Below are 12,274 nucleotides of genomic sequence, written 5' to 3'. Positions count from 1 at the left end.
CTGTATCCTCAGGATTCATGTTTAGTTGGCATCCTGAGGAGCAGGATAAGAATAATGCTCGAAGAATCTTCGATGAGGATTGTTGTCGTACCATACCCCCTGAAAACTTACCCCGATAGAGAAATTCTTGTTGACGTTATATTTTACGCCTGCCCCGATCACATTGGCACCAGGCATTCCCATTCCATATCCCATCGGAGTTCCCATCATACCATAATATATTGGTGAATATCCCATCATAGGATATCCATAGTAATAAGGGCTATATCCGTAGTATCCATAACGGTTCCACAGATTGTCGTAATTGTTGCTAAGTGAGAGTTGACCATAAACGAATCCCTCCCAATGTTCGTCAAATTTGTAACCAAGTATTCCGTATAGGCCAACATCGCGATAACTGTCACCGCCCCATGTTGTGTTATTGAAATATCCTCCAAGGTCGAGCCATAACTTTCCATTCTTGGTAAGAGGAGTCAGATACGACAAATTGATATCTTGGCCAAAACCTCCATGATGTGGTACATTCTTACCAAACGTAGCGAAAGCAGAAACGCCGACAGAAGCATTGAAACCAGGGTGTAATCCGTATGCATACGATTGAATTATCGATGGGGCCTGAGTGATAGGCTTGGAAGAGTCTGCGAGGTTATCACTTTTTGTGGTATCAGCAACCATCTGTTTCCATAAATTCTTCTGAGTTTCAACATCCAGACCATGAGGAATGTTGAGACTGCGATTGTCTTGTGCTTTTATATTCAGCGAAAGACACAGACATAATAAAATGAAAATATAGTATCTCTTCATGAATGAAAAATAAAAGTAAAGTATCTCATTGGGGGCAAAGATAAAAATAAAAAGTATAAAAGAAGAAACCTAAAATATCAAAAAGTGTTAGAAATCGTTGATTTTACAGATTTTTATCATTAATACAGACTTATGCTAAATTCTTTTTTGTTATTTTTGCCTCTGAATAAAATATTCCAATATGATGAAAAGAACAACAATGATCATTTTGCTTGCCAGTTTGTCGCTGACAGCAGTACAGGCTCAGCAGAAATCGACGGACAATACGTTTGCCGGTAAAGCATCCTCTATATGGAAAAAAACAAAGAAGACCACTAAGAAAGTTACGAAGAGTATCAAGCGCGAATTTGGAATAGATGATTCTAAGGATGCTCAACTTCGTGCACAATATATGCCAATATATACGGAAGATCGTTATCATGGTGATGACGCCATTGCTTTGAAGGAAGCCTGTTTACAGAAATTTCGCAAGGTGTATCCTAATGCTGTCGTAAAAAGTTTGGTACTCCCGATGAAAACATGGGGAAGCATTTCCTTGACAGAAGGCGACAAGGTTGTAGGATATCAGCAATATCTCACTTGTTATATCCTGGCGCAAGACGGAACGGATGGCTATATCAACGCAGAATATCGATTTGACCGTCAACGTCTGGTAGGTGAGGCCTTTGAAAAGATGAACGGAAGGTATCCTAAACAAACACGTATTGATGTCCTTCCTGAAGACGTATATGATAAGATTAAGCATTAAAATATTATATGGGATTTTTCAAGAAACTTTTTAGTGGTCAAGAGGTTAGTCCTGAGAACGAGAAAAAACAGCAGGAGACCAAGAATTTTGAGGTGTTGAAATATGATGGTGTAGCAGCTTTACGCCAAGGTGAGTTCGAATATGCCGTGAAATGTTTTAATCATGCACTTGAAATCAAAACTGATTTGGAAATTAATGATTATCTTTCGCGTGCTTATACAGCAATGGGCCAGTTGTCTGAAGCAATGGGGCAGTTGCAGATTTTAAAAGAGGCTCAACCTGATAACATCTTGATATTGAAGAATATGGCCAATATCGCCTTCATGATGGAAGACTACGATGAGATGGCGGTAGTGTGTGATAAGGCTGAGACGATAGATGCTGATGACCCTCAAGTGAGATTCCTTCATGCCAGAGCAGTCCTAGGACAAGGAAATCAAATTATTGGTGTTGCCTTGCTTACTAAGTGTATTATGCAATGTGAAGCACAGAATACTGAAGACTTGAAGGATGACCATGTAATAGAAGGGGCATATCTATTAAGAGGTGAAACTCTGTTGAAAATGGGTGATCTGAATGGTGCCGGTGAGGATGCAGACTGGTTGATGAGTCATTCAAAGGCAGAGAACGAAGATGTGTTGATGCTGAAGGCTCGTGTATTGCATGCCAAAGGAGAAAACGATGAAGCTATCAAATTCTATGATCGTGTCGTTGAGGCAGATCCATTCTCTGCTATCGCTTATAAGGAACGTGGTGCTATCAAACTGGAGAAGGGAGATAAAGAGGGCGCAGAAGAGGATGCCCGTAAAGTAATTGAGTTGACCCCAGAGGTAGCAAATGTAGACGGAGACTTCAAAGCCGAAGGTACAGAAGATATTCAAAGAAAGGTAGAAGAAGCTTATCGCAATAACAATCCGTTCAAATAAATTTCGCTTCGTGGTAGGCAAAGACGATCCCGAACGAATCCCGAAGGTTTCTGCAAGGAAATAGACTAGTTGAATTCTCAAAACTTAGATATTCTAGAATCTTAAGTTCAGTCAATAAGGTCAACACATTTATCGGAAGAGCCAAATAGAATATATTTTAGAAATTGACAGAAAAAATATAAAATAATTAGCAGATTGTTTGTGTAAACGAATAATTTGTTATATATTTGCAGTTGAATTTGAAACAAAAAGGATTATGAGTAACTTATACGCATCTTTTTATTATTATTTTTACTTTGCAAGAATTTGTGAAGCGGGAAGTTGCGTGTAAATTTCAACTTATGGTTCTACTATAAAGAAATAACGAAACGGTCCCGCTTTAAAGAGTGAGGACCGTTTTTCGTAAAGTATGTATATAAGGGAGAACCCAGAAGGGTGAAGAATAAAAATGAAGAGAATAGCAATACAAGGAGAAATCGGATCGTTCCACGACATCGCTGCTCACGAATTCTTCAAAGGAGAGCAGATAGAACTAATCTGTTGTGGCACGTTCGAAGAGGTATTTGAAAACATTAAGCGCGATCCGACGGTCGTTGGAATGCTTGCCATTGAGAATACAATTGCTGGCAGTCTGTTGCATAATTATGAATTACTTCGTGCTTCTGGTACAACGATTGTTGGTGAGCATAAATTGCATATCAAGCATGGTATATGTTGTTTGCCCGATGATGATTGGAGTACGCTGAAAGAGGTTCATTCTCATCCAGTAGCTCTTGCACAATGTCGGATATTCCTGTCAAAGCATCCAGAACTAAAGGCTGTTGAAGCAGAAGACACAGCAGGAGCAGCAGAATTCATTGCGAAGAATAAATGCCATGGCATGGCAGCAATATGCTCAGAATATGCGGCAAAACTCTATGGTATGAAGGTGATGGAGGAAGATATTCATGACAACAAACACAATTATACAAGATTTTTGGTGGTTACAAATCCTCGGAAGGCTTCTTTCCTAAAGAAGGTAGAGGATTGTGATAAGGCCAGCATCGTATTTAGTTTGCCCCATGAAGAAGGTAGTTTAAGTAAGATTCTTACCATTTTGAGTTTTTATGATATCAATCTGACGAAGATTCAGAGTTTGCCGATAATCGGTCAGGAATGGGAATATCTATTTTATGTCGATTTAACTTTTAATAATCTGACCAGATATCATCAGAGTATCGATGCCATAACACCATTGGTGAGAAACATTAAAATATTAGGAGAATACAAGGAAGTATAAATATAAGAACTAAGAATAATGATTATACCTGCTAAAAGAGTTAATGAAATACAGGAATACTATTTTAGTCGTAAGCTAAAAGAAGTAGCACAGTTGAATGCAAAGGGGGAGGATATCATCTCCCTTGCTATCGGTAGTCCTGATATGCCACCATCTAAGAAAACAATAGATAAATTATGCGAAGTGGCCCAACAGTCTAATGCCCATGGCTATCAGCCTACATCCGGAATACCGGAATTGCGCAAGGCGATGGCAGGATTCTATAAGCGTACTTATCATGTAGATTTCGACTGGGCTACAGAGGTACAACCTATTATAGGAAGTAAAGAAGGTATTATGTATGCCACACTTGCGTTCTGTAATCCTGGTGATGAAGTATTGATTCCAGATCCAGGTTATCCCACTTATACAGCTATTAATAAGATCTTCGGAACAAAGATTATAAACTATAACCTATGCGAAGATAAAGGATGGCAACCTGATTTCGATGAGTTGGAAAAAATGGATTTAAGTCGCGTTAAATTGATGTGGACGAATTATCCGAATATGCCTACTGGAGGTAATGCCAGGATGGATATCTACGAACGTCTGGTGGCTTTTGCCAAGAAGCATGAAATCGTAGTGGTGAATGATAATCCATATTCGTTGATACTGAATGATACACCAATGAGTATCATGCAAGTGCCAGGTGCTAAGGATTGCTGTATTGAATTCAATTCGATGTCGAAAAGTCATAATATGCCAGGATGGCGTGTTGCTATGATTATGAGTAATAAACAGTATATCAGTTGGATGTTCAAGGTACAGAGCAATATAGAAAATGGTAGTTTCCGCGGAATACAACTTGCTGCTGCAGAGGCTTTGGAGACGAATACCGAAGAGTGGCATCGTGTGAATAATATAGAAAATTATCGTCGGCGAAGAGTTATAGCCGAGGAAATCATGAAAACACTTGGATGCTCGTACGATCCTAAACAAGTCGGTATGTTCCTTTGGGGAAAGATTCCTGAAGAATATAACGATGTGGAAGAGTTGACAGAACGTGTACTACATCAGGCAAAGGTATTTATTACGCCAGGATTTATCTTTGGAAATAATGGTAAACGATATATTCGTATATCCCTTTGTGCAAAAGATGATAAGATGCAGGAAGCATTGAAAAGAATAAAAAACGAATTTAAAAAATAATAGACTATGGAACTCGAATTAGAACCTTTGAATTTACCGAGTGATAACGAACGTCCCATTGTTATCGCAGGACCATGCTCAGCAGAGACCGAAGAACAAGTGATGACGACAGCAAAGGAACTTGCAGCCAAAGGATGTCATATGTTTCGTGCTGGTATCTGGAAACCACGTACAAAACCAGGAGGATTTGAAGGTAATGGGGAGGAAGCCTTGCCATGGATGCAGAGAGTCAAGGAAGAGACTGGTATGCTTACCGCTACTGAGGTGGCAACCCCAGAGCATGTAGAACTTGCCGTAAAATATGGTATAGACATATTATGGGTAGGAGCAAGAACAAGTGCTAATCCTTTTGCAATGCAATCTTTAGCAGATGCTTTGAAAGGCTATGATGGTCCGGTACTCGTGAAGAATCCTGTAAATCCAGATCTTGAATTATGGATCGGAGCTATGGAGCGTATCAATCAAGCTGGTGTAAAACGGTTGGCTGCTATTCATCGCGGATTCTCTAGCTATGATAAGAAAATCTATCGTAATCTACCGATGTGGCAGATCCCTATAGAATTGCATCGTAGAATTCCAGAATTACCTATTATTTGCGATCCAAGTCATATTGGTGGACGTCGTGATTTGATAGCTCCACTGTGTCAACAGGCTCTGGACCTTGGCTTTGATGGTCTGATAGTAGAAAGCCATTGTAATCCTGATGAAGCATGGAGCGATGCCAAGCAGCAGATTACTCCAGAAATCCTTGATTATATATTAGGATTACTTGTCGTTCGTGATGAACATACTACAACAGAAGGATTACGACAGTTAAGAAGTCAGATTGATGAGTTGGATAATAATCTGATGGATCTCTTATCAAAGCGATTCCGTATTTGTCGTGAGATCGGTACCTTTAAGAAAGAACACAATATGACAGTTCTTCAGGCAGGAAGATATAATGAAATTCTGGAGAAGAGAGGTGCACAGGCAAGTCTTTGTGGAATGGATCCCGAATTTGCAGCTCATGTATTTGAGTTGATTCATGAAGAAAGTGTACGTCAGCAGTTGAAGATCGTAAATGAATAACAAGAAAATGAAAATACTAATTATGGGAGCAGGTAAGATGGGAAGTTTCTTCATCGACCTGCTTTCGTTTGATCACGAGGTCGCAGCATTTGAACAAGATGCCCGTCGACTTCGTTTTACCTATAATTGTCAGAGATTTACAACAACCGATGAGATAAAGGCATTCAAACCGGAACTCGTTATCAATGCTGTAACTGTGAAATATACCTTGTCGGCTTTCAAGGAAGTATTGCCATTCTTGCCAGAAGACTGTATCCTTAGTGATATCGCATCTGTGAAGACGGGACTGAAAGAATTCTATGAGCAGAGTGGTCATCCTTATGTCTCTACTCACCCGATGTTTGGTCCGACCTTTGCCAATCTGAATCAGTTGAGCGAGGAGAATGCGATTATCATCAATGAGGGTGATTATATGGGAAGAATCTTCTTCAAAGACTTGTATCAGAAACTTGGATTGAATATCTACGAATATAGTTTCAAGGAGCATGATGAAACAGTGGCTTACTCTTTGAGTATACCATTTGTGAGCACATTCTGTTTTGCCGCCGTGATGAAGCATCAAGATGCACCAGGTACGACATTCAAGCGACACATGAATATCGCAAAAGGCGTGCTGAACGAGGATGATTATTTATTGCAGGAAATCCTCTTTAATCCTTATACGAGTGGACAAGTATCCTTGATACGTGACGAATTGAAGGAATTGATAGATATCATAGATCATAAGGATGCCAAAAGAATGCAAGGTTATTTAAGAAAGATAAGAAACAACGTGGCAAAAGATATAGAAATCAACCGATAACTAGAGAATACCTAAAATAAACAACTATATATGTACAAGAAATTTTTATTTTTGATGTTGGTGTCAACATCTTTTTTCTCTGCATCAGCTCAGAGACAAGTAACTGACCTAAAATATTGGGAGTTTTCACGCGATAGCTTGAATTGGACTCGTGTGAGAATTCCCCATGACTGGGCTATTGCAGGCCCTTTTGATAAAAAATGGGATTTACAGAAAGTCGCTATTACTCAGAATGGTGAAACCGAAGCCACAGAAAAAAGTGGTCGCTCTGGTGCCTTACCATGGATAGGAAAAGGCTATTACAAAACGACATTTCGCGTAGAAAAAGGAAAGCAAGCAGAACTTGTTTTTGATGGAGCAATGAGCGAACCTGTGGTTTATGTGAATGGTCGTAAAGTAGGAGAGTGGAAGTATGGGTATAATGCCTTTCGTATAGATGTTACCCCTTACATCCATCAAGGAAAGGAAAACCTCTTACAGGTAAGTCTTAACAATCGTGAAGAAAGTAGTAGATGGTATCCTGGCGCAGGATTATATCGTCCGGTAAAGTTAATATCAACAGGCGATGTCAAGATAGAAGACTGGGGAACATTTATTACTACAGAAAATGTAAATTCTCAAGGATGTGCCAAACTCCATGCCAAGGTGAAATTGGAAGGCTGCATGGATAAGCGATCGGTGAGACTTACATTACTTGATGCAGAAGGCAAGACAAAGGCTGTTGCTAATAAGAAAGCCAATACAAATGTTGACTTTGACATCTTTGTAGATCGTGCACAACTATGGAGCCCAGAGAATCCATATCTTTATCAACTGAAAATCGAAGTGTTAGCTTCGAATAAAAAGACGGCAGGAAAAAAAACTGTCCTTGATGATGAAAGTCTGAAATATGGAATTAGAACCATTTCTTTTGATAAAACGAATGGATTCATGCTGAATGGAAAGACCAGAAAGTTCCAAGGTGTCTGTTTGCATCACGATCTTGGCCCATTGGGTGCCGCTGTAAACAAAGCGGCTTTAATCCGACAGGTGAAACTGATGAAAGATATGGGTGCCGACGCGATAAGGACCTCTCATAATATGCCTTCTCAGATGCAGATGGAAGTATATGATTCTCTCGGAGTTATGGTGATGGGCGAGAGTTTTGATATGTGGTTTTATGCAAAGTGCAAAAATGGCTATTCTAAATTCTTCAAGGAATGGGCCGACCGTGATATCGAAAATCTGGTAAAAGCAAACAGAAATCATCCTTCGCTTGTCATGTATAGCATCGGTAATGAAATTCCTGATCAATGGAGTAAGGAAGGACGAGATGAGGCTGAACATTTACAGAATATTTGTCATCTGTTGGATCCTACGCGCCCTGTTACCCAAGGAATGGACAGAGCCGAGGATGCCCTAAAGTCAGGTTTCGCACAGGTGATGGATATTCCGGGTTTCAATTATCGCGTTTATAAATATGGAAGAAATATCAAGCAATTACCCGTTGGCTTCTTGTTAGGATCAGAAACGGCATCAACGGTAAGTAGTCGTGGAATATATAAGTTTCCTGTGGAATGGAATAACGACAAGACATGGGAGGATGGACAATTAAGCGGATATGACACAGAATGGTGCTCGTGGAGTAACTTACCGGAAGAAGACTTCATGGCAATGGAAGATGCTCCATATACAATAGGTCAGTTTATCTGGACCGGTATTGATTATCTCGGTGAACCTTCACCTTATGATGAATATTGGCCCTCTCGTAGCAGTTATTTTGGAGCATGTGATTTAGCCGGTCTTCCTAAAGACCGATATTATCTGTATCGTTCAGTATGGAATAAGAAAGAACATACGATTCATGTGTTACCCCATTGGACTTGGCCAGGTAGGGAAGGAAAGGTAACACCTGTGTTCTGTTATACAGATTATCCTTGTGCCGAACTGTTTGTAAATGGAATTTCGCAAGGACGAATCCATAAAGCAAAAATAGATGATGCAGAGTGGAAAACAGGACATCCGGCCACATCACAGGAAGCAGAAGAACGTGCAGCAAGATATAGGCTGATGTGGAAAAATGTGAAGTATACTCCTGGTGAGATAAAAGTAGTAACCTATGATGAAGCTGGACATCAGACGGGTGAAACAACAGTAAAAACTGCTGGTGAAGCAAAGGCTTTGAAGTTACAGTCTGATCGTGAATCGCTGAAAGCTGATGGTGAGGACTTAGCTTATATCAAAGTATCACTGGTAGACGCAGAGGGTACAGAAATCCCTAATGCCACCGATGCCTTGTCATTCGAAGTGTCAGGAGAAGGAACTTTCGAAGCCGTATGTAATGGCGATGCCACATCGCTGGAGTCGTTCAAACAACCCAAGATGCATCTTTTTGCAGGCAAATTAGTTTTAACAGTAAGAGCAGGAGAACATCCAGGAAAAGTTCATGTCAAGGTAAAAGATATGGACCACCATATAGAAAAAGAGATACTAATTCCCGTAATCCATGTGAATTGAGCACAAGTGTGCAATTCATAATCGCTTATAAGTAAATATAGAATGCACAATATGAAAGATATTGTGCATTCTTTGCGTTGTTATGATTAAAAATCGTTAAGAATAAGATATAATGTTAAATTCTGTATGCGTTAATATGTAAATTTGCATTACAAACTTAAGACGAAATCAATTTAAAATAAATAGGTATGAGTGAAATCGACGAACAAAATGCTTTTCAAGTAGTTCATGAAGGATATAATATGCATGAGGCTATCGAAGAAGCTCAACGATGCCTACACTGTAAGATACCACAGTGTAAGAAAGGTTGCCCTATAGAAAATGATATACCTGATTTTGTACACGAATTGTCGAAAGGTAATTTAGGAAGTGCAATGCAGATTATCAACAATAAGAGTAATCTTCCGGCGATATGTGGTAGAGTATGTCCACATGAAAAACAATGTCAGGGTCATTGCGTTCTTGGTAAGAAAGGCACACCGATACAGATTGGCAAACTTGAGCAATTTATCGCTGATTTCGATACAAAGATGCAACTTCGTCGTGAGAAATTACCACAGAAGACACGAGGAAAGGTAGCAGTAATAGGTTCCGGTCCTGCAGGACTTACCGTTGCCGGTGATCTTGCTCGCGAAGGTTTTGCTGTGACAATCTTTGAGGGACAGGCAGAACCTGGCGGTGTCCTGATGTACGGTATTCCGGAATATAGATTGCCTAAGGTGGTAGTTCGTTCGGAAACAGCAAAGATAGAGGCCTTAGGTGTGAATTTCGTATGTAATGCTCTTGTTGGAGAGAATGGACTTACGGTAGATTCACTCTTTGCAGAAGGCTTCGATGCAATCTTTATGGGTACAGGTACCGCAGTTCCTCAAAATATGGATTCAACTCCAGGCAGTAAACTACATGGTGTAAGTCAGAGCACCTATTTCCTCCATAATGTAAATGCCTTCAACGAAGGCGCATTGGGTCGTGACCAAGTACCTTTGAAGGATGGAGAAAAGGTAGGTGTCATTGGCGGCGGCAATGTTGCTATGGACGCAGCACGAACAGCTATTCGTATGGGCTCTGATGTTACAGTTATATATCGTAGAACCCAAGAGGAGATGCCTGCTATTCAGAGCGAATACGAAGAGGCAGTAAGCGAAGGCGTGAAATTCCAATGGGAGACAACCGTCGAAGAGTTTATTGCAGGTAAGAATGGCCGACTAGCAGAATGTCGTTTGAAGACACCAGATGGAGAGCGTATCGAAAAGTTTGATCGTATATATTTAGCTATAGGAAGTCGTCCGGCTAATCGTATCGTTTCAACCACCGAGGGTATTGAGGTTGATGAAAAGGGTTATGTAAAAGTGCAAGAACGTCCATATGGAATGACAACGCGTAGAGGTGTTTTTGCAGGTGGTGATGTTGTGCACAGACCTCAGACCGTAGTATTGGCCATGAAAGCAGCCAAGGATGTAGCCCAAGGCATTGCACAATATGTGGACGCTTTGAAGTTGATGAAAGATGTAGGCATAAAGATAGAAGAACAGTAATTTGTAAAAAAATGCTTAATTCGCTTTAATAAGCTACAATATATTTGCTGAGGACGATTCTTTCCATTACCTTTGTTTTCGTTTAGAAAAAAGGAATGAATAGAATCGTCTTTTTTATATTAGCCTTATTAATGAATTCCATTGCTAAGGCACAGAATACGGAAGCCTGTAAAGACACGATAGTGGGTTCGCAATACCGTACTTGTGTAATTGCCGACATGGAAACGCATGTGCCTGTTCGTGATGTGATTATTCATACCGACAACGGGCATTGGGCGCGTTCTGATTATCGTGGATACTGGAATATGAGATATACCTTTGATTCTGCATCCGTAAAACGAGAAGGATATCTGGAAACAAAAATATATTCTAGGAATTTACCGGATACTTTGTTCCTTTTGCCTAAAACGACACTTACCTTGGATGAGGTGACTGTTTATGGCAAAGATTATCAACAACAGTCAATCAAACAGGCTCTTAGTGGAGCTAAGAAGATAGCTTTAGAATATGGAAAACTACCTTCTGGAAAAGACTTTTTAGGATGGATGGATGCACGCGGAAAACGTGATGCAAAACATCTAAAGAAGGCTAAAGAGATTTCTGAACAGTTGGATAAACCTAAATTCAGTTCAGATCCTATTATTGCCGCATATGAAAAGACCAAAGCTGCGGAAGCAGCTGAAGCTAAACGCAAAAAAGAGGCAGCTGAAGCACAGCAGGAGGCTGAAGAGAAGGCTAAAATATTAGCCAAAGAAAAAGTTGAAACTGACAAAAGGAAACAGCAACAAGAAATTATTGAAGATATAAAAAGATAACTCGCTCTAAATTGGATTTTGATTGAAAATCAAGAAGTTGGGCGTTTGCCTATATTATATAGGTAACAACATGGAAACGAGCGGACTTCTGCTCGTTTCTGTATTTTGCAATATGCAAAGAACGCCTCAATTCGGGGACAAAGATACGATAAATTTCTAAATATCCCATAACTCGCTAGGAGAAATTTATGGAATTTAGAACTTTTGCGTAAAATCTGATGCTTACCAACACAATATGCATCCAAAAACAAACAGCAGGTATTCGGATATAGTTTATCCGAATACCTGTTGCCATAACGTTTTGTTGCTGACGATGATTCTGACATCGGCTTTCATGTACTTTTGCAGTATTGGGGTATTTTGTCCCTGTGTACTCACAGTGGCTGTAGCCATAAAATAGTTACCATCTTCCCTATGTATGAGCTTGGCATTATGGCTTATGATGTTGCAGTTATAAGAAGCATCGTCGTTGCCCTCGAAAGATACATGAGCCGTCCTTGGCTCATCGAAAAGATACAAATACTTGTATGGCACAAGCACTTGCACTGTTCCTTGATTGACGACCTCACCATTAGCCTCTATGGATATAGGATAAGGTATCTTGTAGAAA

11 protein-coding genes are annotated in these 12,274 nt (G+C 40.0%); 9 read left to right on the top strand and 2 right to left on the bottom strand.

The genetic code is table 11. From position 1 onward, the window contains the following. Window positions 1-21 precede the first annotated feature (21 nt). Window positions 22-804, bottom strand: coding sequence for a hypothetical protein (locus tag K333_RS0101615; protein ID WP_024989200.1), 783 nt, complete (start codon window positions 802-804; stop codon window positions 22-24). A 181-nt stretch (window positions 805-985) separates the two neighbouring features. Here K333_RS0101615 and K333_RS0101610 point away from each other — a divergent pair, with 181 nt between their 5' ends. The 9 genes from K333_RS0101610 to K333_RS11685 all read left to right on the top strand — a co-directional run bounded on the left by K333_RS0101610 (window position 986) and on the right by K333_RS11685 (window position 11,664). Beyond that, window positions 986-1,552, top strand: coding sequence for a hypothetical protein (locus K333_RS0101610; RefSeq protein WP_051230829.1), 567 nt, complete (start codon window positions 986-988; stop codon window positions 1,550-1,552). Between the two features lie 8 nt (window positions 1,553-1,560). Beyond that, complete coding sequence (locus K333_RS0101605) at window positions 1,561-2,478, top strand: tetratricopeptide repeat protein (RefSeq protein ID WP_024989202.1); 918 nt, start codon at window positions 1,561-1,563, stop codon at window positions 2,476-2,478. Window positions 2,479-2,926: 448 nt separating this feature from the next. Further along, on the top strand, window positions 2,927-3,757 hold the full coding sequence (locus K333_RS0101600) for a prephenate dehydratase (protein ID WP_024989203.1): 831 nt from the start codon (window positions 2,927-2,929) through the stop codon (window positions 3,755-3,757). Window positions 3,758-3,775: 18 nt separating this feature from the next. Continuing rightward, complete coding sequence (locus K333_RS13050; RefSeq protein WP_027452251.1) at window positions 3,776-4,945, top strand: pyridoxal phosphate-dependent aminotransferase; 1,170 nt, start codon at window positions 3,776-3,778, stop codon at window positions 4,943-4,945. Between the two features lie 6 nt (window positions 4,946-4,951). Beyond that, on the top strand, window positions 4,952-6,016 hold the full coding sequence (locus K333_RS13045; RefSeq protein ID WP_024989204.1) for a bifunctional 3-deoxy-7-phosphoheptulonate synthase/chorismate mutase type II: 1,065 nt from the start codon (window positions 4,952-4,954) through the stop codon (window positions 6,014-6,016). 7 nt (window positions 6,017-6,023) lie between these two features. Then, window positions 6,024-6,818 (top strand): prephenate dehydrogenase/arogenate dehydrogenase family protein, encoded by a 795-nt coding sequence (locus K333_RS0101585; protein WP_024989205.1) that lies wholly within the window; start codon window positions 6,024-6,026, stop codon window positions 6,816-6,818. A 30-nt stretch (window positions 6,819-6,848) separates the two neighbouring features. Then, a complete protein-coding gene (locus K333_RS0101580) occupies window positions 6,849-9,314 on the top strand; it encodes a glycoside hydrolase family 2 TIM barrel-domain containing protein (protein WP_024989206.1) in 2,466 nt (821 codons plus the stop codon). Window positions 9,315-9,502: 188 nt separating this feature from the next. Further along, window positions 9,503-10,849 carry an NAD(P)-dependent oxidoreductase gene (locus K333_RS0101575; protein WP_024989207.1) on the top strand — a complete coding sequence of 449 codons (1,347 nt, stop codon included), beginning with the start codon at window positions 9,503-9,505 and terminating at the stop codon, window positions 10,847-10,849. 95 nt (window positions 10,850-10,944) lie between these two features. Next, window positions 10,945-11,664 (top strand): hypothetical protein, encoded by a 720-nt coding sequence (locus K333_RS11685; protein ID WP_154652961.1) that lies wholly within the window; start codon window positions 10,945-10,947, stop codon window positions 11,662-11,664. Window positions 11,665-11,937: 273 nt separating this feature from the next. On the opposite strand, the gene K333_RS0101565 is transcribed toward K333_RS11685, so the two are convergent. After that, the coding region (locus K333_RS0101565) for a hypothetical protein (RefSeq protein ID WP_244870400.1) at window positions 11,938-12,274 on the bottom strand (337 nt) is incomplete at its 5' end.

This window comes from Segatella albensis DSM 11370 = JCM 12258 (assembly GCF_000426565.1).
In the GTDB taxonomy this organism is placed as follows: Bacteria; Bacteroidota; Bacteroidia; order Bacteroidales; family Bacteroidaceae; genus Prevotella; species Prevotella albensis.
Note: the sequence above shows the minus strand (reverse complement) of the source record. Positions and strands in the feature narration are given on the sequence as shown.

What these genes read in the sequence shown, in the direction of transcription:
- K333_RS11685 (WP_154652961.1), top strand. Translation starts at nt 10,945, where the DNA reads ATGAATAGAATCGTCTTTTTTATATTAGCCTTATTAATGAATTCCATT.
- K333_RS0101585 (WP_024989205.1), top strand. Translation starts at nt 6,024, where the DNA reads ATGAAAATACTAATTATGGGAGCAGGTAAGATGGGAAGTTTCTTCATC.
- K333_RS0101610 (WP_051230829.1), top strand. Translation starts at nt 986, where the DNA reads ATGATGAAAAGAACAACAATGATCATTTTGCTTGCCAGTTTGTCGCTG.
- K333_RS0101575 (WP_024989207.1), top strand. Translation starts at nt 9,503, where the DNA reads ATGAGTGAAATCGACGAACAAAATGCTTTTCAAGTAGTTCATGAAGGA.
- K333_RS0101600 (WP_024989203.1), top strand. Translation starts at nt 2,927, where the DNA reads ATGAAGAGAATAGCAATACAAGGAGAAATCGGATCGTTCCACGACATC.
- K333_RS13050 (WP_027452251.1), top strand. Translation starts at nt 3,776, where the DNA reads ATGATTATACCTGCTAAAAGAGTTAATGAAATACAGGAATACTATTTT.
- K333_RS0101580 (WP_024989206.1), top strand. Translation starts at nt 6,849, where the DNA reads ATGTACAAGAAATTTTTATTTTTGATGTTGGTGTCAACATCTTTTTTC.
- K333_RS0101615 (WP_024989200.1), bottom strand. Translation starts at nt 804, where the DNA reads ATGAAGAGATACTATATTTTCATTTTATTATGTCTGTGTCTTTCGCTG.
- K333_RS13045 (WP_024989204.1), top strand. Translation starts at nt 4,952, where the DNA reads ATGGAACTCGAATTAGAACCTTTGAATTTACCGAGTGATAACGAACGT.
- K333_RS0101605 (WP_024989202.1), top strand. Translation starts at nt 1,561, where the DNA reads ATGGGATTTTTCAAGAAACTTTTTAGTGGTCAAGAGGTTAGTCCTGAG.